At 64.7% G+C, this 18,930-nt stretch carries 17 protein-coding genes; 9 read left to right on the top strand and 8 right to left on the bottom strand.

The features are described from left to right. Positions 1-65 precede the first annotated feature (65 nt). Positions 66-1,235, top strand: a complete 1,170-nt coding sequence (locus ACE04A_RS04520; protein ID WP_485819892.1) for a CaiB/BaiF CoA transferase family protein — start codon at positions 66-68, stop codon at positions 1,233-1,235. A gap of 54 nt (positions 1,236-1,289) precedes the next feature. Continuing rightward, positions 1,290-2,297, top strand: a complete 1,008-nt coding sequence (locus tag ACE04A_RS04525; protein ID WP_448717612.1) for a tripartite tricarboxylate transporter substrate binding protein — start codon at positions 1,290-1,292, stop codon at positions 2,295-2,297. An 86-nt stretch (positions 2,298-2,383) separates the two neighbouring features. Here ACE04A_RS04525 and ACE04A_RS04530 read toward each other — a convergent pair whose 3' ends face one another. The 5 genes from ACE04A_RS04530 to ACE04A_RS04550 form a co-directional block, all read right to left on the bottom strand. Continuing rightward, positions 2,384-2,758, bottom strand: a complete 375-nt coding sequence (locus ACE04A_RS04530; RefSeq protein WP_448717614.1) for a tautomerase family protein — start codon at positions 2,756-2,758, stop codon at positions 2,384-2,386. 169 nt (positions 2,759-2,927) lie between these two features. After that, positions 2,928-4,178, bottom strand: a complete 1,251-nt coding sequence (locus tag ACE04A_RS04535) for a quaternary amine ABC transporter ATP-binding protein (RefSeq protein WP_259245667.1) — start codon at positions 4,176-4,178, stop codon at positions 2,928-2,930. After that, a complete protein-coding gene (locus ACE04A_RS04540) occupies positions 4,175-5,032 on the bottom strand; it encodes an ABC transporter permease (protein WP_100856960.1) in 858 nt (285 codons plus the stop codon). The genes ACE04A_RS04535 and ACE04A_RS04540 overlap by 4 nt, the downstream gene beginning before the upstream one ends. 369 nt (positions 5,033-5,401) lie before the next feature. Continuing rightward, entirely contained in the window at positions 5,402-6,403 is a 1,002-nt protein-coding gene (locus ACE04A_RS04545; RefSeq protein ID WP_279997435.1) for an ABC transporter substrate-binding protein, read from the bottom strand. A gap of 517 nt (positions 6,404-6,920) precedes the next feature. Then, positions 6,921-8,207 carry a class I SAM-dependent methyltransferase gene (locus ACE04A_RS04550; protein WP_448717617.1) on the bottom strand — a complete coding sequence of 429 codons (1,287 nt, stop codon included), beginning with the start codon at positions 8,205-8,207 and terminating at the stop codon, positions 6,921-6,923. A 207-nt stretch (positions 8,208-8,414) separates the two neighbouring features. Here ACE04A_RS04550 and ACE04A_RS04555 point away from each other — a divergent pair, with 207 nt between their 5' ends. From ACE04A_RS04555 to ACE04A_RS04580, 6 genes are all read left to right on the top strand, one after another. Beyond that, the gene (locus tag ACE04A_RS04555; protein ID WP_448717647.1) at positions 8,415-9,569 is read left to right on the top strand and encodes a Bcr/CflA family multidrug efflux MFS transporter; all 1,155 of its coding nucleotides are present in this window, start codon (positions 8,415-8,417) and stop codon (positions 9,567-9,569) included. 327 nt (positions 9,570-9,896) lie between these two features. Further along, positions 9,897-10,133, top strand: a complete 237-nt coding sequence (gene rpmB / locus ACE04A_RS04560) for a 50S ribosomal protein L28 (protein WP_050447723.1) — start codon at positions 9,897-9,899, stop codon at positions 10,131-10,133. 37 nt (positions 10,134-10,170) lie between these two features. Continuing rightward, positions 10,171-10,338, top strand: a complete 168-nt coding sequence (gene rpmG, locus ACE04A_RS04565) for a 50S ribosomal protein L33 (RefSeq protein WP_003810296.1) — start codon at positions 10,171-10,173, stop codon at positions 10,336-10,338. Positions 10,339-10,490: 152 nt separating this feature from the next. Continuing rightward, complete coding sequence (locus tag ACE04A_RS04570) at positions 10,491-11,720, top strand: ABC transporter substrate-binding protein (protein ID WP_100856964.1); 1,230 nt, start codon at positions 10,491-10,493, stop codon at positions 11,718-11,720. Further along, positions 11,720-13,597 (top strand): ABC transporter permease, encoded by a 1,878-nt coding sequence (locus ACE04A_RS04575; RefSeq protein ID WP_448717619.1) that lies wholly within the window; start codon positions 11,720-11,722, stop codon positions 13,595-13,597. Before ACE04A_RS04570 ends, ACE04A_RS04575 begins: the two co-directional genes overlap by 1 nt. Further along, positions 13,594-14,352: an ABC transporter ATP-binding protein gene (locus ACE04A_RS04580; protein WP_448717620.1), complete on the top strand. Its 759-nt coding sequence runs from the start codon at positions 13,594-13,596 to the stop codon at positions 14,350-14,352. The genes ACE04A_RS04575 and ACE04A_RS04580 overlap by 4 nt, the downstream gene beginning before the upstream one ends. Positions 14,353-14,373: 21 nt before the next feature. On the opposite strand, the gene ACE04A_RS04585 is transcribed toward ACE04A_RS04580, so the two are convergent. The 3 genes from ACE04A_RS04585 to ACE04A_RS04595 all read right to left on the bottom strand — a co-directional run bounded on the left by ACE04A_RS04585 (position 14,374) and on the right by ACE04A_RS04595 (position 18,140). Further along, entirely contained in the window at positions 14,374-16,197 is a 1,824-nt protein-coding gene (locus ACE04A_RS04585; protein ID WP_448717622.1) for a SulP family inorganic anion transporter, read from the bottom strand. 119 nt (positions 16,198-16,316) lie between these two features. Beyond that, positions 16,317-16,865, bottom strand: a complete 549-nt coding sequence (locus ACE04A_RS04590) for a hemerythrin domain-containing protein (RefSeq protein WP_279997431.1) — start codon at positions 16,863-16,865, stop codon at positions 16,317-16,319. A 114-nt stretch (positions 16,866-16,979) separates the two neighbouring features. Beyond that, positions 16,980-18,140: a D-alanyl-D-alanine carboxypeptidase family protein gene (locus tag ACE04A_RS04595; protein WP_447990771.1), complete on the bottom strand. Its 1,161-nt coding sequence runs from the start codon at positions 18,138-18,140 to the stop codon at positions 16,980-16,982. Between the two features lie 287 nt (positions 18,141-18,427). Between ACE04A_RS04595 and ACE04A_RS04600 the strand changes: the two genes are divergently transcribed. Then, positions 18,428-18,886 (top strand): HU family DNA-binding protein, encoded by a 459-nt coding sequence (locus ACE04A_RS04600; RefSeq protein ID WP_100856970.1) that lies wholly within the window; start codon positions 18,428-18,430, stop codon positions 18,884-18,886. Positions 18,887-18,930: the final 44 nt, after the last annotated feature.

Consider the following 18,930-nt stretch of genomic DNA (forward strand, 5'->3'; position numbering starts at 1 on the left):
AAGCCCCGCCTAGACTGGCTTTTGCCTTAGTCCGGCCGCCTCTTCGTATTTACCGGAGTCCCTCTTTGGATACGCCGAACACCGCTCCGCTTGCGGGTATCAAAGTCCTGGATCTGTCGCGCTTGCTGCCCGGCCCGCTGGGGGCGCAGTACCTGGCCGACCTGGGCGCCGACGTCATCAAGATCGAAGACACGCAGGCGGGGGACTACGCGCCCCCCGCGCTGCGCGCCGTGTGCAACCGCAACAAGCGGGGCTTGCGGCTGGACCTGAAACACCCCGACGGGCAGGCCGTGCTGGCGGCGCTGGCTCGGCAGGCCGACGTGCTGATCGAGAGCTTTCGCCCCGGCGTGGCCGCGCGCCTGAAGGCCGACTACCCGACCTTGTCGCGGCACAACCCGCGCTTGGTGGTTTGCAGCATCACCGGCTACGGCCAGAACGGGCCGCTGAGCGATGCGGCGGGCCATGACCTGAATTATTCGGCCTACGCGGGCGTGGCCGATCAGATGGGATGCGGGCCGGATCAACCCGCGCTGTCCAACCTGCCGATGGCGGACATTCTGGGCGGCTCGCTGACGGCGGTGATGGGTATTCTGGCGGCGTTGGTGGACGCGCAACGCACGGGGCAAGGGCGCTATGTGGACATCGCCATTGCCGACGGCCTGCTGGCGGGCGCGGTGGTGCCGCTGGCCACGCTGAACGCGCATGGCGACACCCGCCCGGCGGGCGGCGACACGCTGTCGGGCGCGCTGGCCTGCTACGGGCAGTACCGCGCGCAAGACGGGCGCTACCTGGCCGTGGCGGCGCTGGAACCAAAATTCTGGGACACGCTGTGCAAGCGGATTGAACGGCCCGACCTGCTGCCGCTGCACCGCGATGGCGACCCCGCGCGACAGGCGTGGCTGCGGTCTGAACTGCAAGCACTGTTTGCCTCGCGGCCGCTGGCGCATTGGCTGGATCTGCTGGAGGGCGCGGACTGCTGCGTGTCGCCCGTGCTGAAACTGTCTGAAAGCCTGGCGCATCCGCAGTTCACCGCGCGCGGCATGGTGCAGGCGTCCCGGCATCCGGCCTACGGGCCGGCCGCGCAGCTCGCCAGCCCCGTGAAGATGTCCGGCTTTCAGTTCGCCATCCACCGCCAGGCCCCACTGCCGGGCGAACACACTGCCCAGGTCCTGCGTGAAGCCGGCTATGACGACGCCACCATCGCCAGCCTGGCCGAGCGTGGCATCGCGCTGTAAGGCCCAGGCCCGCCCCCTCTTGCTGTGCCCATAACAATCAGGACGGAGACAACCATGACGGATCATCCTTGCAGCATCGCCTTGCCCAGACGCCGCAGCCTGCTCAAGTTGGGCCTTGGGTTGGGGCTTGCCCTGCCCACCGCGCTGGCGCTCAGCCCGGCCGCGCGCGCGGCCACCTTTCCGACGCGGCCCATTACGCTGATCGTGCCCTTTCCCGCCGGCGGCGCCACCGATACGCAAATGCGCGCGCTGGCGGTGGCGGCCTCGCGCGAGCTGGGCCAGAGCGTCGTCATTGCCAACCGGCCAGGCGCGGGCGGCACGCTGGGGCCGGCCGCCATGGCGCACAGCGCCGCGCCGGACGGCTACACGGTGTCGGTGGTGGTGGGCACGCTGTTTCGCTACCCGTTCCTGCAACAGGTGAACTACGACCCCGTGCAGGACTTCACTTACATCGCCTGCATGACGGCTTATTCCTACGGCATCGTGGTGCGCCAGGATGCACCCTGGAAGACGCTGGACGAACTGATCGCCGATGCGCGCGCCCACCCCGAGAAGATCAGCTACGGCGCCACGGGCGCGGGCGGTTCGGGCCGCATCGCCATCGAACGCCTGTCCAGGCTGACCGGCACGACGTTCAATTTCATTCCGTACAAGGGCGCGGCGGAAGAAACCACGGCGCTATTGGGGGGCCACATCCAGATGGTGGCGGACGCGGGCTGGGGCCCGATGATCGACACGGGACGCGCGCGCCTGTTGGCCATCATCGGCGATGCGCGCGCCAAGCGCGTGCCCGAGGTGCCCACCATGACCGAACTGGGTTACCCCATTGTTGCGACCAACCCCGTGGGCATCGCCGGCCCCAAGGGCATGGATCCGAAGACGGTGGTCGTTTTGCAAAAGGCCTTTCACCGCGCGGCACGCGACCCCGAGTACAACCGCGCCCTGGAAACGGCGGACCAGCCGCACATGCTGATGGACAGCGCGGCCTATACGGAATTCGCCGTCAGGCAAGTGGCGGAGGAAAAACGCTTCGTGGCCGAACTGGGGCTGAAGACGCAGTAGCGCGCGGGCCGTAGCTGCCGCGCGACAGCGCTACTGCGTGACCGTGCTGCTGCGCGCGAGCGTGGCTGCGTGGCTGCGCGGCTGCCTTAGCGGCCGGCTGCCTTGGCGCTGATGCCGTTGGCCACGCCCATGTCCATCTTGGGCACGTCGCGGATCAGCACCCGCACGTCGTCACCCGAGATGTCGATACTGGTGCACACGGCCTGGTTCAGCGCGGCGATGAGCGCGGCCTTCTTGGCTTCGTCGCGCCCTTCGATCAGCGCCACGTCCACCCGCACCATGCGCTTGCCGATCTCACCCGCCACGATCACGTTTTCGGCGGGCACTTCCTGCAACACGATACGCACGCTGGGCAGCGGCGCGGCAATGCTTTCAACCACCGCGTTGGACGCGGCCGTGAGCAAGGCGGCCTTCTGAGCGGCCGAATGGCCTTGCAGGATCTGGACATTCAAAATGGGCATGGCGCTTTCCGATTATGCGAATGGGGATGGCCGGGCTAGTGACCGGCCAGCCATCATAAAACGACTTTGCCCGCGTGCAACTGATTGCACGCGGGCAAAATTCAAACGCTGGACGCCGCGGGAAACAGGCAGCGCCATGGGTAGCACGCCAGGAACGGCGCGCCGGTGATCAGGCCGCTTCGCCCCGATGCTCGGGAGCGGGTTGGCCTTCAAGTTCGGCGGTGGCCGGTTCCGGCGTGGTTTCCGCAAGCGCCGGGGTCACCAGCTCCACGACCTTCTTGCGCGACAGCATGCCCAGGAATTCGTCGTCCTCGCCCGTGACGGCTACCGGCTGATCGCTATGCACCAGCTGCGCCAGCACTTCGCCCAGGCCCGCCGTGGCGGGCACCGAGGCCAGGTCCTCAACAAAGCGCGACACGTCGCGCACGCCTTCCTGGATGGCCTGCTCGGCCGCCTTCGCGGTCAACACGCCGGCCAGGCGCTTGCCGTCCAACACCGGCGCGTATTCGTAGTCCATGGCGCGCATGCGGTCCAGCGCGTGCGCCGGACGCGAACGCATCGTGAGGGTCAGGCGCGCCGGGTTCACGGCGTGCGTGGCGTTGAGCACCTTGGTGCGGTTCACGTCTTGCAGGAACGACTGCACGTAATCGTTGGCCGGGTTCAGCAGGATGTCTTCCGGCGTGCCTTCCTGCACCAGCTCGCCGTCCTTCAGGATGGCGATGCGGTTGCCCAGGCGCAGCGCTTCGTCCAGATCGTGCGTGATGAACACGATGGTCTTGTTCAGCTTGGCCTGCAATTGCAGCAACTGGTCTTGCATTTCGCGGCGGATAAGCGGGTCCAGCGCCGAGAACGCTTCGTCCATCAGCAGGATTTCGGCATCGGTGGCCAGCGCGCGCGCCAGGCCCACGCGCTGCTGCATGCCGCCGGACAGTTGGTGCGGGTACTGGTTTTCGAAACCGGCCAGGCCCACTTGTTCCAGCCAGTCCAGCGCCCGCTTTTCACGTTCTGCGCGGCCCACGCCCTGCACGGTCAGGCCGTAGGCGGCGTTGTCCAGCACGGTGCGGTGCGGAAACAGGCCAAAGCGCTGGAACACCATGCTCATCTTCTTTTGACGGAAGACTTCAAGGTCGCGCTTGTTCAAGCTGACGACGTCCACGCCATCCACCAGGATGTGGCCGGCGCTGGGCTCGATCAGGCGGTTGAAGTGGCGGATCAAGGTCGACTTGCCGGAGCCCGACAGCCCCATGATGACGTAGATGCTGCCTTCTTCAATGGACAGGCTGATGTCGCGCAGGCCCAGCGTGTGGCCGCTTTCGGCCAACAGCTGTTCCTTGCTCATGCCGCCCTGGGCGGCTTCCAGCCACTTCTTCGGATGCGATCCAAAGACCTTGTAGATGTTCTTGACTTCGATCTTGCTCATCGCTGGCCTCCCATGCGCATGCGCTGTCCATACGATTGCGTGATCCGGTCGAACAGCACGGCCAGCACCACGATACCCAGGCCCGCCAACAGGCCACGCCCCACTTCCAGGCGGTTGATGCCCAGCAACACTTCATAGCCCAGGCCGCGCGCGCCGATCATCGAGGCGATCACCACCATGGACAGCGCCATCATCGTGGTCTGGTTGATGCCCGCCATGATGTTGGGCAGCGCCAGCGGCAACTGCACGCCGAAGAGCTGCTGGCGCGGGTTGGCGCCAAAGGCGCGCGACGCTTCCAGCACTTCGCGGTCAACCAGGCGGATGCCCAGGTCGGTCAGGCGGATCAGCGGCGGCACGGCGTAGATGACGGTGGCGATGATGGCGGGAATCTTGCCCAGGCCAAACAGCATCACGACCGGAATCAGGTACACGAAGCTGGGCATGGTCTGCATCACGTCCAGTACCGGCAGCATGATGGAACGCAGCCAGTTCACGCGAGCCATCAGCACACCCAGCGGAATACCGATCAGCACCGACAGGCCGGCGGCCATGATCATCAGCGCCAAGGTCTGCATGCCGGCGTCCCACAGGCCCAGCACGCCGATCATGCACAGTAGCGCGCCCATGGCCAGGCTCAGGCCGATGCGGCGGCTGACGCCCCAGGCGATCGCCACGGTGACGCCAACCACGGCCCACCAGGGCGAGCTGCGCAACAATTGCTCCAACCACACCAGGGCGTGCAGCACCGGCTGAGACAGAGTCTCTAGCGTGTCGGCGTAGTTGGTGACCAGGTGATCGACGAACCCGTCGATCGCCGCCCTGACCTGGCGGGCGGGAATAATTTCAGGAAACATAGTTTCGACTCCATTCTTGGGCGCTTTCCGGCGGCAGGGGCCGCCACGCATTCCGGATTCCGGATGGGCATGCGGCCAGAGGGCTTTCTTGACGAAAGCAGGCTGCATGCGGTGCAACGCCTATTGCTGGCGGCCGGGCGCAAGCGCCCTGCCAGCGGCCATCTCAGGGGAAAAAACCCTGGGCGTGAAATCCGCCGTGAGGCTTTTTCCCTTAAGGGCTTTCCCCTTATCGACTTTTCCCTTAAGGGCTATTTCCTTAAAGGCTTTTTCCTTGAGGGCTTTTCACCTGGCGGTGTCCCGGCCTGCCGACACTCGCGGCAAACCGGGCCGGCCCGCGCCATGACGGCGCGCGGCCAACACCGGATACCGTTACAGCGCGCTTTGGACGCGCCCGGCGACGTCAGCAGGAACCCACTTGGTCCAGACGTCGGGCTTGTTCTTCAGGAACCACTTGGCCACGGCGTTGGACTCATCGCCGGACTCTTCCATGTGGGCCAGGGTTTCATTGATGACCGGCAGCGGCACCGATACCTTGGACAGGAACTCGGTCAGCTTGGGCGCTTCTTCCGAGAACTTGGTGTTCACGGCGGTGAAGACGGGGTTGTCGGGGTAGGCGCTAGGTTCGGGTTTGGCGCACTTGGTCGACGTCAGGCACTTGTGCTTTTCGGCGTCATAGGGCGGCATATCCAGCTTGACCAGGTCCATCGCGCCAACCAGCGGCGTGGGCGACCAGTAGTAGAAAACCACGTTCTGCTTGCGCTTGTAGGCCGACATCAGCGCGGCTTTCTGCGCGGCGCCCGTGCCGGGCGAGTACAGCGTGTAGGTGTCGTCCAGCTTCAAGGCGTGGAACAGGTTGTTGCTGGTGACTTCGCAACCCCAGCCCGCCGGGCAGCCGTAGAAACGGCCCTTGCCGGGCTCTTCCGGGTCCTTGAATTCGTCCTTGAACTTCGGCAGGTCGGCGGCCGACTTCAGCTCGGGCAGGCGCTCTGCGGTGTAGCGCGGGATGTACCAGCCTTCGGCGCCCATGTAGATGTCGCCAATGCGCTTGACCTTGCCGGTCTTTTGAGCGCGATCCCAGGGATCGGCCACGCTGTTCAGCCAGATCTCGGTATTGATATCCAGGTCGCCGCGCTCAAGCGCGGCCAGGGCGGGCAAGGTTTCCGTCGGCAGGGTTTCGGTCTTGCAACCGTAGCCCTTTTCCATGATGAAACGTTCGACATCAACCAGAACCAGGTTGGATTCCCAGTTCATGGCGCCGAAATTGACCGGGCGCTTGATCTCGCATTCGGGGGCGTCAGCGGCTTGGGCCACGCCAGCAAAGGCAAACATGACGGCCGCGGCGGCCAGGGTCTTGACAGGGGTAAAACGCATTGGCTTTTTGCCTCCATAGGTTCAAGGACACACGCCAGGCCTGGCCTGGAAGTGCCGTGGAGCTAAGGGGGTTGTGCGGAAGACGGGCAGAACCGCCAATACAAACCGACACTAGCGACAAGAGGAACCGCAAAGGCGCGGATTCTTGCAAGACAGGAGTTTCAAAAACACGATTTTTGAAAACCCACAGAAATTGAACAAAACTGAACGAAGAAGGCAGCATCTTAAACGAAATTGCTGCGGCGCCCAACCCCAAGGCTGAAGCGAACCGATACATTTCAGGCGAAAAAGATCGGGGATTACCCTGAAGCAACCGAGATGAAACCCCGAATTTCCCTGGGGAATATTGGTTTCAAATGACTGATGCATTCAGTAAATATTTTTCTCGTATTAGTACATTCCAGGCGTTTCAGACGCGCCAAAAGTTGAAGGCGGGTCGCTTTGAACGCACGCCGCCCGTCAAATCTCATCAAATATTCAGCAAAGATTCAGCAAATATTCAGTTTATATTCAGGAGTTATTCAGCTTTCGGCGCCCACGACGCCCCGCCGTCCGCATACATGTAGTCGCGCCGCCACGGGTAAGACAAGTCCGGCGGGTTATCCAGTTCGTCCGGCCTGCCCACGGCAGGCGTCTGGCCCAGAATCTGATGCAGGGCAATCCAACCGTGCTCGAACGCCATGGCGCAGCCCGCCAGATACAAGCGATAGGCGCGCAAGGACCGCGCGCCTTGCTCGCCGCTCAACACTTGCGCCGCTTCGGGCAGGCGGGCTTCCAGCGCATCGCTCCAGGCCCACAGCGTGCGCGCGTAATGCGGCCGCAGGTTTTCAACGTCCACCTCTTCCAGCCCGCCGTTGGTCATGGCCTGCATGACCACGCTGATATGCGTCAATTCGCCGCCGGGGAAGATGTATTTTTCAATGAATTCGCCCATGCCGTTGCCCAGCTCGGGGTTGTAGACGCCCGCCGCCGTAATGCCATGGTTCATGATCAGCCCGCCCGGTTTGAGCAGGCGGCGCAGCTTGGCGAAGTAGCCTTCCAACTGTGCCCGGCCCACGTGCTCGAACATGCCCACCGAGGCAATCTTGTCGTAGGGCGTGGACTCGTCGAGCTTGCGGTAATCCAGCAGTTCCATGCGAACCCGGCCGGCCAGGCCCTTTTCCTGGATCAGCTTCGTCACATGCGCATGCTGGTTGCGCGACAGCGTGATGCCGGTGGCGTCCACGCCATAGTGCTCGGCGGCCCACAGCAGCAGGCCGCCCCAGCCCGCGCCCACATCCAGAAAGCGCTCGCCTGCGCGCAGGCGCAGCTTGCGGCAAATGAGGTCAAGCTTGGCTTCCTGGGCTTGCGCCAACGTCATGTCCGGCGTGCGGAAGTACGCGCAGGAATAGACGCGGCGCGGGTCCAGCCACAGGGCGTAGAAATCGTCGGACAGGTCGTAATGGAACTCGATCTGCTTGGCGTCCCGCTCAATGGAGTGGCGCCACACCGACATCACGCGGCGCACCAGTTCGGTCAGCCATCCGCTACGCGCCGCCTCCACCGGCGAGCCGGGCAACAACGCCGCCGCCGCCGCCATCACGTCGCGCATATTGCCTTCGATATCGATGCGCCCTTCCACGTAGTCCTGCCCCAGCACGCCCACGCCGCCTTCGGCCAGATGGACAAGCGCCGCCTTGTCATGCGTTACGAAGCGCACGCGCGGGTCAGGCGGCCCCAGCACCGCGCCATCAGGCAGCACCAGTTGGACGGGCACAGGCAGGGCTTCAAGTTTGCGTTGCACGACAGACAGCAAAGGATTCACGGTTTCTCCTCTGAACATGAGCGGGTCGTCGGCGACTTTATCGGATAGTTCCCGACATTTTGCTGTAAGGCGGCCCGTGATACAGTCGCTCGCTTGGCGCACGGCTGGCGGGTAACTGTCGGCGCGCCCTGTCCCCTGCGTTTTACCGCGATCACCATGTCCCCATCATCTGTTTCCCGTAGCGGCCTGCCCGGCTGGCTCATCCTCATGGGCGCGCTGACTGCGATCGGCCCGTTCGCCATCGACATGTATCTGCCCGCATTCCCGACCATTGCGGCGAATCTGGGCGTGTCCCGAGGCGATGTCGAACGCACGCTGGCCGCCTACCTGATCGGCCTGGCGCTGGCGCAGGTGTTCTACGGGCCGATGGCCGACCGCTTTGGCCGCAAGCCGCCGCTGATGGTCGGCCTGGCGCTTTTCATGGTGGCCTCGTTGGGTTGCGCGCTGTCCAGCTCCGTTGAAGCGTTGACCGGCTGGCGCGTGGTGCAAGCCATGGGCGGTGCGGCGGGCATCGTGATCCCACGGGCGGTCATCCGCGACCACTATGAAACCCACGAAGCGGCGCGCGCCATGTCGCTGCTGATGCTGATCATGGGCCTGGCTCCCATCCTGGCGCCGTTGCTGGGCGGGCAATTGCTGGCCATTACGTCCTGGCGCAGCCTGTTCTGGATCATGCTTGCCGGCGGCGCGATGCTGATGTTCGCCGTCGCCAAGATCATGAAGGAATCGCTGGCGCCCGAGCGCGTCGTGCCGCTGCGCTGGAGCACCATCCTGCGCAACTACCGTGATCTGTTCGCGCATCGCGGCTTCATGGCGCACAGCCTGGCGGGCGGATTTGGCCAGGCCGGTATGTTCGCCTACATCATTGGTTCGCCGCGCGTGTTTATCGAACTGTATGGTGTGGCGCCCCAGTATTACGGCCTGCTGTTCGGCACCAACGCGCTGTCGCTCATCATTTGCTCGCAAATCAGCGCCCGCCTGCTGCGCACCTACACGCCTCGCGAGTTGCAGCGCAAGGCGCTGATCTCGCTGGCTTCGGCCAGCCTGGTGGCGGTGGCCCTGACATTGGCCGGTTGGATGACGCTGCCTCTCTTGATGGTGTGCCTGATCGGCTACATGGGTAGCCAGGGCTTCGTGAACCCGAACTCGGCGGCGCTGGCGCTGTCGGAGCAAGGCAAGCGCCTGGGCGCGGCGTCCGCCTTATTGGGGACGCTGCAATTGTCCTGCGGCGCGCTGGCCGGATTCGCCGTCAGCGCCTGGCAAACGGATAGCGCCCTGCCCCTGACCACCACCCTGGCAACCTGCGCCTGCCTGTCGTGGATTTCGGGTCGTGTCGCGCAAACGCACACCGCGCAAGCTTGACCGCTTGATCTACAGGCAATATTCGTATTAGAATCTTGGTCTTCACATGAAGTTTCCCGTGCGGGACTACTATGCTTTGTAGTTCAGCACTCTGACCCCAACCGCGCATTTCGGTACTTTGGTAGATACCTCAAGTACACGGCGGATGGCAGGCAGCGGGTATAAGCACGGGGCAGGTTTCACTTGCCCCTCATCCACTAAGACTGGGTGGCCGGCAACGCAGCGCAATACAACGCGCACCAATGCGAACTACACAGCCCGGCGGCTAAAACCCTGTCTACCTCCCCCAAGCGATGCGCGACAAGAACGACATAAAGAGGTGCATCCATGGCACGCGTATGCCAAGTGACCGGCAAAGGCCCGATGGTGGGCAACAATGTTTCGCACGCGAACAACAAGACCAAGCGTCGCTTCCTGCCGAACCTGCAATCGCGCCGGTTCTGGGTTGAAAGCGAAAACCGCTGGGTTCGCCTGCGTGTTTCGGCTAAGGCCATCCGCACGATCGACAAGAACGGCATCGAAGCCGTGCTGGCCGAAATGCGTGCCCGCGGCGAAATGGCCTAATCGGCCTCCCCGCCAATCTACATACTAGGAGCACGACATGGCCAAAGGTATCCGCGAAAAGATCAAGCTCGAGTCGACTGCCGGCACGGGTCATTTCTACACGACCACCAAGAACAAGCGCAACATGCCCGAGAAGATGCTGATCAAGAAATTTGATCCGGTCGCTCGCAAGCACGTTGACTACAAGGAAACCAAGCTGAAGTAATTCAGCCGGTTTCTGGTGAGTCGAAAAAGGCCCTGCCGCAATGCAGGGCCTTTTTCATTGCAGGATCATAAAAGAGCATGTTTCAATTGGCCGCTACCGGCTGCGCGCCGCGCGCCTGGCCCCGCTTGAAACCTCTCGCCTGCGATACCGCCATGCTCCCCTCCTGCCTTACTTTGCTGCGCCGCGCGCTTGCGCCCGCACTCCTGGCCCTGGCGCTGACGCCCGTCGGCGTTGCCGTCGCCAAGGACAAGGAACCGCCGATACGCATCGGCGAAATCAACAGCTACAAGGCCATTCCCGCCTTTCTGGGCCCCTACAAGAAGGGTTGGCAGTTGGCGGTGGAACAGGTCAACGCCGAAGGCGGCGTGCTGGGCAGGAAGCTGGAAGTCATCTCGCGCGACGACAACGGCAACCCGGGCGATTCGGTACGCGCCGCGCAAGAGCTGATTGCCCGCGAGAAAGTGGAACTGCTGTTTGGCGGTTTCCTCTCCAACACCGGCCTGGCGCTGACCGACTTCGCCAAACAGCAAAAGGTGTTCTTCCTGGCCGCCGAGCCGCTTACCGACAAGATCACCTGGCAAGAGGGCAACCGGTACACCTACCGCCTGCGCCCTTCCACCTGGATGCACGTGGCGGCGCTTGCGCCCAAGGCGCTGGCGTTACGCAAGAAGCGCTGGGCCATCGTCTACCCCAACTACGAATACGGGCAATCCGCCGTGGCCACCTTCAAGGCCATGATGAAGTCGTTCCAGTCCGATGTGGAATTCGTGGCCGAGCAGGCCGTGCCGCTGGGCAAGGTGGACGCCGGCGCGGTGGTGCAGGCCTTGGCCGACGCCAAGCCCGACGCCATTTTCAACGTGCTGTTCGCCGCCGACCTGACCCGATTTGTCCGTGAAGGCAATACCCGTGGCCTGTTCGAAAACATGCCCGTCGTGTCCGTGCTGTCGGGCGAGCCGGAATACCTGGAACCGCTGGGCGCCGACACCCCCACCGGCTGGATCGTGACCGGCTACCCCTGGTATGCCATCGACACACCCGCCAACACCGCCTTCGTCGAGGCCTACAAGAAGCGCTACAACGAAACGCCCAAAGTGGGGTCAGTGGTGGGCTATGCGTCACTGATGTCCATCGCCCAGGGCTTGAAAGCCGCCGGCGCCGTGGACACCGAGAAACTGGTGGACGCCTTTGCCGGCCTGAAGGTGGACACGCCTTACGGCCAGATCCAATACCGCAAGATCGACCATCAATCGACGATGGGCGTCTACGTGGGTGTGACGGCCGTGGAAGACGGCAAGGGCATCATGAAAGACTTCGCTTATATCGACGGCGCCCGCCTGCAACCGCCGGATGAGCAAGTGCGCAAGATGCGTCCCGCGCACTGATGAACCTGTCGGGGCTGCTGTCGCAGCTGCTTAACGGCCTGGCGGACGCCAGCGCCTTGTTCCTGGTGTCCGCGGGTCTGTCGCTGATTTTCGGCGTGACCCGCGTGGTGAATTTCGCCCACGGCTCGTTCTACATGCTGGGCGTCTACCTGGCCTGGACCTTCACCACCTGGTTCGGCGACGGCCCCGCGTATTGGGCGGGCCTGTTGCTGGCCGCGCTGGCCACCGGCCTGGTCGGCGCCGCGGCCGAATGGCTGGTGCTCAAGCGCCTGTACCGGGCGCCCGAACTGTTCCAGTTGCTGGCCACCTTTGCGCTCGTGCTCATCATCGGCGATGCGGCGTTGGCCATCTGGGGACCCGAGGATTTATTCGCCGCGCGCGCCCCCGGCCTGTCCGGCGCGGTCCAGATCCTGGGCCGCCGCTTTCCACAATACGACCTGCTGTTGATCGCCGCCGGGCCCATCGTGCTGGGCCTGCTGTGGCTGCTTTTGATGCGCACGCGCTGGGGCCGCCTGCTGCGCGCCGCGGCGGAAAACCGCAGCATGCTGGCCGCGCTGGGCGTGAACCAGGCCTGGCTGTTTACCTCCGCCTTTACCTTGGGCGCCTTCCTGGCCGGACTGGGCGGCGCGCTTGCCGCCCCCCGTGTCCCCGCCACCTTGGGGCTGGACCTGGAGATTATCGCCAGCGCGTTCGTGGTGGTGGTGGTGGGCGGCCTGGGGTCGATACCCGGCGCCTTCCTGGCGGCGCTGCTGATCTGTTCCGTCAAGGCCGTGTTCGTTTTCCTGGGGCAAGTGCACATCGGCCCCTGGGTGTTCAACCTGTCGAAACTGACCCTGTTGGCCGAGTTTGCCGTGATGGCGGTGGTGCTGGTGGTACGCCCCTGGGGCTTGCTGGGCAAACCGCCCGCCCCAAGCTCCCATGCCAGCGCGCCCGAACGCCCCATTGCCCCGGCCGGCCGCCGCCTGCGGCTGGCCTATGGTCTGCTGCTGCTTCTGCTGGCGCTGGTGCCCGTCGCAACCTTGCAGTGGCCCTATCTGGGCATCTTGATGACCGAGATCCTGATCGCCGCCCTCTTCGCGGCCAGCCTGCATTTTCTGACCGGCCTGGCGGGCATGACCTCTTTCGGCCACGCCGCGTGGTTTGGCCTGGGCGCATACGGCGCCGCGCTGCTGCTCAAACTGGCGGCCGTGCCAATGGAAGCCGCCCTGCTGCTGGGCCCCTTTGCGGCTGCGTTCGGCGCGCTGCTGTTCGGCTGGTTCTGCGTGCGCCTGTCTGGCGTGTACCTGGCCATGCTGACACTGGCCGTCGCGCAAATACTCTGGGCGCTTGCCTATCAATGGGATGACGTCACGGGCGGCAGCAATGGCCTGATCGGGCTGTGGCCCTCGCCGTGGCTGACGCAAGGACCTTGGTTCTATTACCTGACGCTGGCCGTGTGCGCGGCGGGCATCGCGTGGCTGCGCCGCCTGGCTTTTTCACCGCTGGGTTATGCCCTGCGCGGCGTGCGCGATTCGCCCTTGCGCGCCGAGGCGCTGGGCATGGAGGCCCGGCGCGTACAGTGGGCAGGATTCGTCGCGGCGTCCTTCGCCGCCGGCATGGCGGGGTCGCTCTATGCGTTTTCCAAAGGCAGCATCGCCCCCGACGTGATGGCGGTGAGCCGCTCGGTGGACGGGCTGGTTATGGTCTTGCTGGGCGGCTTGCAAACACTGGCGGGCCCGCTGGTGGGCGCGGCTGCCTACACCTGGCTGCAAGACACCGCCGCGCGCAGCACCGAGTACTGGCACGCCGTGTTGGGCCTGGCCATCCTGGCGCTGGTGATGGTCTTCCCGGACGGCTTGGCGGGCGCCGCGGCGCGGCTACGCGGGAGGCGCGCATGACGAAGACCGGCGCCCTGCTGCAAGTGGAAGGCTTGCGCAAATCCTTCGGCGGCATCGACGCACTGGCCGGCGTGTCCTTCACGCTTGAAGCGGGCCGGATGCTGGCCTTGATCGGCCCAAACGGCGCGGGCAAGTCCACCTGCTTCAACGTGCTGGGCGGCCAGCTACGGCCGGACGCCGGATCCGTGCGGCTGGACGGCCGAGAGCTGGTGGGCCTGTCGGCCGGCAAGATCTGCCGGCTAGGCGTGGGCCGCACCTTTCAGACCGCCGCCACGTTCCGGTCGATGACGGTGCGCGAAAACGTGCAGACGGCACTGCTGGCGCGCGACCGCCTGCTGTTTCGCCCCTGGCGCCGCGCCGACCAGCACGCCGCCGACGAAGCCATGGCCTTGTTGTCGCAAGTACAAATGGCGGACAAGGCCGAGTCGCCCTGCGGCACCCTGGCCTATGGCGACGTCAAGCGGGTAGAGCTTGCCATGGCGCTGGCCCACCAGCCGCGCCTGCTGTTGATGGACGAGCCCACGGCCGGCATGGCCACCAACGAACGGCACGCACTGATGCGGCTGACGCGCCAGTTGGCCGACACCCAGCGCATCGCCGTGCTGTTCACGGAACACAGCCTGGACGTGGTGTTCAAGCACGCCGACCACATCGCGGTACTGGTGCGCGGCGCGCTGCTGGCCGAAGGCGCCCCCGCCGTCATCGCGGCGGACGAACGGGTGCGCGCCGCCTACCTGGGCACCGAAGCGCCCTGAATCCCGTGCGGCAATGCGGCGTCAAGCCGCGCTTTGACCCGTGCGGCCTGACCCGTGCGGATCAACCATGTTCTGGGGATTGGGCGGCGGGCATTCCCAGAAGATCCTGGCCTGGCAGCCGGCGCAGATATCGGGGTCCAGCCGGGCGTAGATCGAACGCAGCGCCGTTGCCTTATCGGGGTAGATATGGTCGGCGCCCAGCCGATCCAGAAAGCCCGTGCGCCGCCACATGTCCATCACTTCAGGCCGGGGGCGGTGGAAATACAGGTCGCCCCCCATCGCGCGGCGCGCGGCCAGTTCGTCTTCCCAGACCTGTGCCCCGGCCAGGTCAATGAAGTTCATGCTCTTGGCCATGACCAGCAGGTGGCGCGGCGCATTGGGCACGGCGCGCAGCTCGTGCAAGCGCTGTGCCACGTGGGCCGCCGCGCCGAAGTAGATAGACCCTTCCATGCGCAAGAGCTTCAGTTGCGGGCATTCGGGCAAGGCGTCGGGCTGGTGCTCAAGCACCACGAAACGCCGATCCGGTGCGCGCGAATCAAACCCCATCGTGCGCATCGCCGGGCGTGAAGTGCGATGCAGATACGCCATCAACGACAGCACGGTGCCCAGCAGAATTGCCACTTCCATGCGGATGGTGACGGTGGCGGCCAGCGTGGCGGCAGCAATCGCGCACTCGCCGGGCTGCATGCGGATCAGTTGCCGCCAGCGCGGAATATCCAGCAGCGTCCATGCCACCAGCAACAGCAACCCGGAAATGGCGGCGTTCGGAATCATGGCCAGCAACGGGGCGGACAAAGCCACCAGCACCACCAGCAGCACGGCGGAGAAAACCGCCGCCAGCGGCGTCCTGGCGCCCGCTTCAAAATTGGGAATAGACCGGTTCAACGACCCGCAAGACAAATAGCAGGAAAAGAAGCCGCCGACGATGTTCGATAGCCCCTGCCCCACGAATTCCCGATTGGCGTCAATGCGCTGGCCAGACCGGGTGGCCACCGCCTTGGCGATGGAAATAGATTGCGCCAAGGCCACGATGGTCAGCGCGAACGCCAAGCTGAGCAGGTCGGGCAAGGCGCGCCAATCCACGCTCGGCACATGAAACGGCGGCCACGGTTGCGCGATGGCGCCCACCACCGACACAGGACTCCCGCCCTGCGTGGCGACCCAGGCGTTGAATGCGGCGGCCGCCAGCGCACCGGCCACCAGACCAAACAGCATGTAGGGCTTGCGCTTATCAAGCCGGCGCGCCAGCAAGGCCACGCCCAAGGTCACAAGCGTCACCATCACCGCGCCCGGGTGTATCTGGTCCAGATGCGTGCCCACGCTGACCAGCAACGCGCCCGCACCATGAGAGTCCGGCGACGGCACGCCCAGCCCGTCCTTCAAGGCATGCACCGCGATCAGGATGGCCGCGCCGCTGGTAAAGCCAAACAGGGCCGACGGTGAAATGAAGTGCGCCAGCGACCCCAGGCGCAGCGCGCCCACGAGCCACTGCATGAGTCCGACCAGCACGGTAACCGCCAGCGCCAGTTCGATGTAGCCAGGGCTGCCGGTAACGGCCAGCGGTGTCAGCACCGCGAACAAGGCCAGCGAATTGGCATTCGTCGGGCCCGACATGACATGGCGGCTGGACCCGAACAGCGCCGCGACAATACAGGGAATGATCGCGGAATACAGGCCGTATTCGGCGGGCAGCCCGGCCAGCGTGGCAAAGGCCACGCCCTGCGGCAGCACCAGCAAGGCCCCTAGCAGGCCCGCGGACAAATCCGCACGCAAGGTCACGCGGCTGACGTCTTCCACCCATGAACCGAATAGGCGGGTCGCCAGTTTGCTTGCCCCTTGCGTCATCTTGTCGCCTGCTCCATCTTGTTGCCCGCGCCGTGTCGTCGTCGGCGGCTTGATGTGTGGAAAGCCGTCTAGCGTAATCCCTCGCGGTGACACGCGCAACGCAAGCGGGGTAGGACGGCTCAGGCCGCCCCGCCGCCGCGCCGCGCCCGCATGGCGTGTCCCATGGCCATCAGCGCGTCGTCGGACACCAGCCGCGCCGCCATCGGCAAGAGTTCGTCTTCTTCGCGCTGGATGTGGGCGGCATAGGCCTGCGTGAATTCCTGGACCTGCTCGGCGGGCAAAACCGCCGGCCTGCCCGCCGCCACCTCGGCAAGCTCCGCCCGCAACGGCGCCCACAAGCTTTCCAAGCGGCGATGTTCGTCCATCAGACCCTGCACCAGCGCGTGCAGGCAACCCGCATCCGAGCCCGCCATGGATTCAATCAAGGCGGGAAACAGATCTTGTTCTTCGTCCTCGTGATGGTGCGTGGCCGCGGTATCGAAATAACGCGACACGCTGGCGGCGGCCGTTTGCGCGGCATCGTCGCTGCCGTGCAGGGAAAGATGCGCGGCCAGACGCGTCAGCGTTGCGCATTGGCGCGCGATGCGCCCGTGGCACGCCGACAGCAGCGCCAACGGGTCATCCGCCCCCGGCGCAGGCGCCGGACCTCCAGGAAAGCTCACCACCATCGCACACCTCCGGGCAAGCGCGCCGTCGTGACGAGCGCGCCTGTACTCGCGCCCCTGTACTCGCGCCCCTGAACAAGCGCCCCTTAACAAACGCCCATTTAGCAGGCGCGCCCCCTAACCAGAATGGCCACGCCACCACAATCGGACCGAGTCCCAGGCGCGTCCCGCGAATCCCGCTTCAGCCACGGGCTCCAGCGCCACTACCGGAAACTGCATCGCCGGCTTGCCGTCCACCATCACGCGCAAGGCCCCCACCGTTTGCTGCGCCACGATGGGCGCGACCAACGGCTGCTGCGGCGTCCACACCGGCTCGACTTTGGCGCCGGCCGGCACGGTCACATAGGCATCCCGCGCGAAGCCCGCCTTCAGGCTGTCGCTTTCGCCTTTCCAGACTTCGGGCGACGCCACCGCCTGGCCGCGCGCGTACAGCTTGATGGTATTGAAACCCTGGAAACCCCACTCCAGCAACTGCCGGCTTTCCTGCGTGCGCAGCTTGTCGGACGCCGTGCCCACCACCACCGTGATCAAGCGCCGCTGGTCGGCGCCATTGGGACGGCGCGCGCTGGCGATGATGCAATAGCCGGCGGAATCGGTGTGCCCCGTTTTCAGCCCGTCCACGCTGGGGTCCAGCCACAGCAGGCGGTTGCGGTTGGGCTGTGTGATCTTGTTGAACGTGAACTGCTTGGCCGAATCGTAGGTCTTGTACAACTGCGGGAAATCGCGGATGAAGCGCGTCGCCAGGATGGACAGGTCACTGGCCGTGGAATACGTCCCCGGATCAGGCAGGCCGTGCGGGCTGGCAAAGTGCGTGGCGTGCAGGCCCAGCCTTGCCGCCGTATCGTTCATGCGCGCCACGAAGGCTTCCACGCTGCCGGACACGGCTTCAGCCAGTGCAATGGCCGCATCGTTGCCGGACTGGATCATCAAGCCGCGCAGCAGGTCATCCACGGTCACTTTCGAGCCGGGCTCCAGGAACATCTTCGAGCTGCCCGCGGGCACTTTCCAGGCCCGCGTCGAGATGACCACCATTTGCCCCGGCGTCACTTCCTTATTGTTCAAGGCCTCGAACACGACGTAGGCCGTCATGATCTTCGTGAGCGACGCCGGCTCAATCCGGGTAGTGGCCGCGTGCGACGCGATCACTTGGCCGCTGGTCTCATCCAGCAACAGCCAGGCCTTGGCCGACAACACCGGTTCGGGCATCGGCTGCGCCATTGCGCTGGACAGGCATGCGGTCGCGACGAGCAAGCTCGCCGCCAGTTTCTTCATCAGCATATAAGTACGTTGAATCCATGCATTTTGGTTTTTCGCACGCAATTGGAACACGGCGGGCTTGCTTGGTTCAGTGCGGCGCCACGCCTCAAAAACAGGGCTTTGCGCGGCGTCATTTCAGACGGAACCCTTGCAGCAAGCACTTTTCTGCGTCGAAAACAACAAACAGTGGCTTAAATGCCGGAGGAAAGCCGCTAGAACCGCGAGTCTTCCGCTATCATCGGGCGCGTAGCGTTAATTGCCGATACCCGGCGCGCGCTGCCCCATGTCCTCAACTACGGATTTTGACCATGGCCACGAAAGCAAAAGCTCCTGCCAAGAAAGTCACCAAGCCCGCCGTCAAGGCGCCCGCAAAGAAGGCAACCGCCACCAAGGCCGCTGTGAAGCCCGCAGCAAAGAAGGTCGTCGCCGCCAAGAAGGTCGCTGCTGCACCCAAGGCCATCAAGGCTGCCCTGAACAAGACCCAACTGGTCGCTTACATCGTTGAGCAATCGGGCGTTGAAGCCAAGGCCGTCAAGGCCGTTCTGGCTAGCCTGGAAACCTCGGTGCTGGGTTCCGTGGACAAGAAGGGCGCTGGCGAATTCACGCTGCCCGGCCTGTTCAAGGTTGCCGTGCAGAAGGTTCCCGCCAAGGCCAAGCGCTTCGGCAAGGACCCGTTCACGGGTGAAGAGCGTTGGTTCCCCGCCAAGCCGGCTTCGGTCAAGGTGAAGGTTCGCCCGCTCAAGAAGCTGAAGGACGCCGCGCAGTAATTCGCGCGACCATCCGGTCAAGCCGGAAAGGCCCCCCTCGAAAG

Source organism: Achromobacter colocynthidis (genome assembly GCF_057334535.1).

Coding starts and splice junctions, on each gene's coding strand:
- ACE04A_RS04540 (WP_100856960.1), bottom strand. CDS start 5,032: ATGTTTCCTGAAATTATTCCCGCCCGCCAGGTCAGGGCGGCGATCGAC.
- ACE04A_RS04555 (WP_448717647.1), top strand. CDS start 8,415: ATGGGCGCGCTGACTGCGATCGGCCCGTTCGCCATCGACATGTATCTG.
- ACE04A_RS04535 (WP_259245667.1), bottom strand. CDS start 4,178: ATGAGCAAGATCGAAGTCAAGAACATCTACAAGGTCTTTGGATCGCAT.
- rpmB (WP_050447723.1), top strand. CDS start 9,897: ATGGCACGCGTATGCCAAGTGACCGGCAAAGGCCCGATGGTGGGCAAC.
- ACE04A_RS04570 (WP_100856964.1), top strand. CDS start 10,491: ATGCTCCCCTCCTGCCTTACTTTGCTGCGCCGCGCGCTTGCGCCCGCA.
- ACE04A_RS04525 (WP_448717612.1), top strand. CDS start 1,290: ATGACGGATCATCCTTGCAGCATCGCCTTGCCCAGACGCCGCAGCCTG.
- ACE04A_RS04530 (WP_448717614.1), bottom strand. CDS start 2,758: ATGCCCATTTTGAATGTCCAGATCCTGCAAGGCCATTCGGCCGCTCAG.
- rpmG (WP_003810296.1), top strand. CDS start 10,171: ATGGCCAAAGGTATCCGCGAAAAGATCAAGCTCGAGTCGACTGCCGGC.
- ACE04A_RS04575 (WP_448717619.1), top strand. CDS start 11,720: ATGAACCTGTCGGGGCTGCTGTCGCAGCTGCTTAACGGCCTGGCGGAC.
- ACE04A_RS04590 (WP_279997431.1), bottom strand. CDS start 16,865: ATGGTGGTGAGCTTTCCTGGAGGTCCGGCGCCTGCGCCGGGGGCGGAT.
- ACE04A_RS04595 (WP_447990771.1), bottom strand. CDS start 18,140: ATGCTGATGAAGAAACTGGCGGCGAGCTTGCTCGTCGCGACCGCATGC.
- ACE04A_RS04585 (WP_448717622.1), bottom strand. CDS start 16,197: ATGACGCAAGGGGCAAGCAAACTGGCGACCCGCCTATTCGGTTCATGG.
- ACE04A_RS04600 (WP_100856970.1), top strand. CDS start 18,428: ATGGCCACGAAAGCAAAAGCTCCTGCCAAGAAAGTCACCAAGCCCGCC.
- ACE04A_RS04545 (WP_279997435.1), bottom strand. CDS start 6,403: ATGCGTTTTACCCCTGTCAAGACCCTGGCCGCCGCGGCCGTCATGTTT.
- ACE04A_RS04580 (WP_448717620.1), top strand. CDS start 13,594: ATGACGAAGACCGGCGCCCTGCTGCAAGTGGAAGGCTTGCGCAAATCC.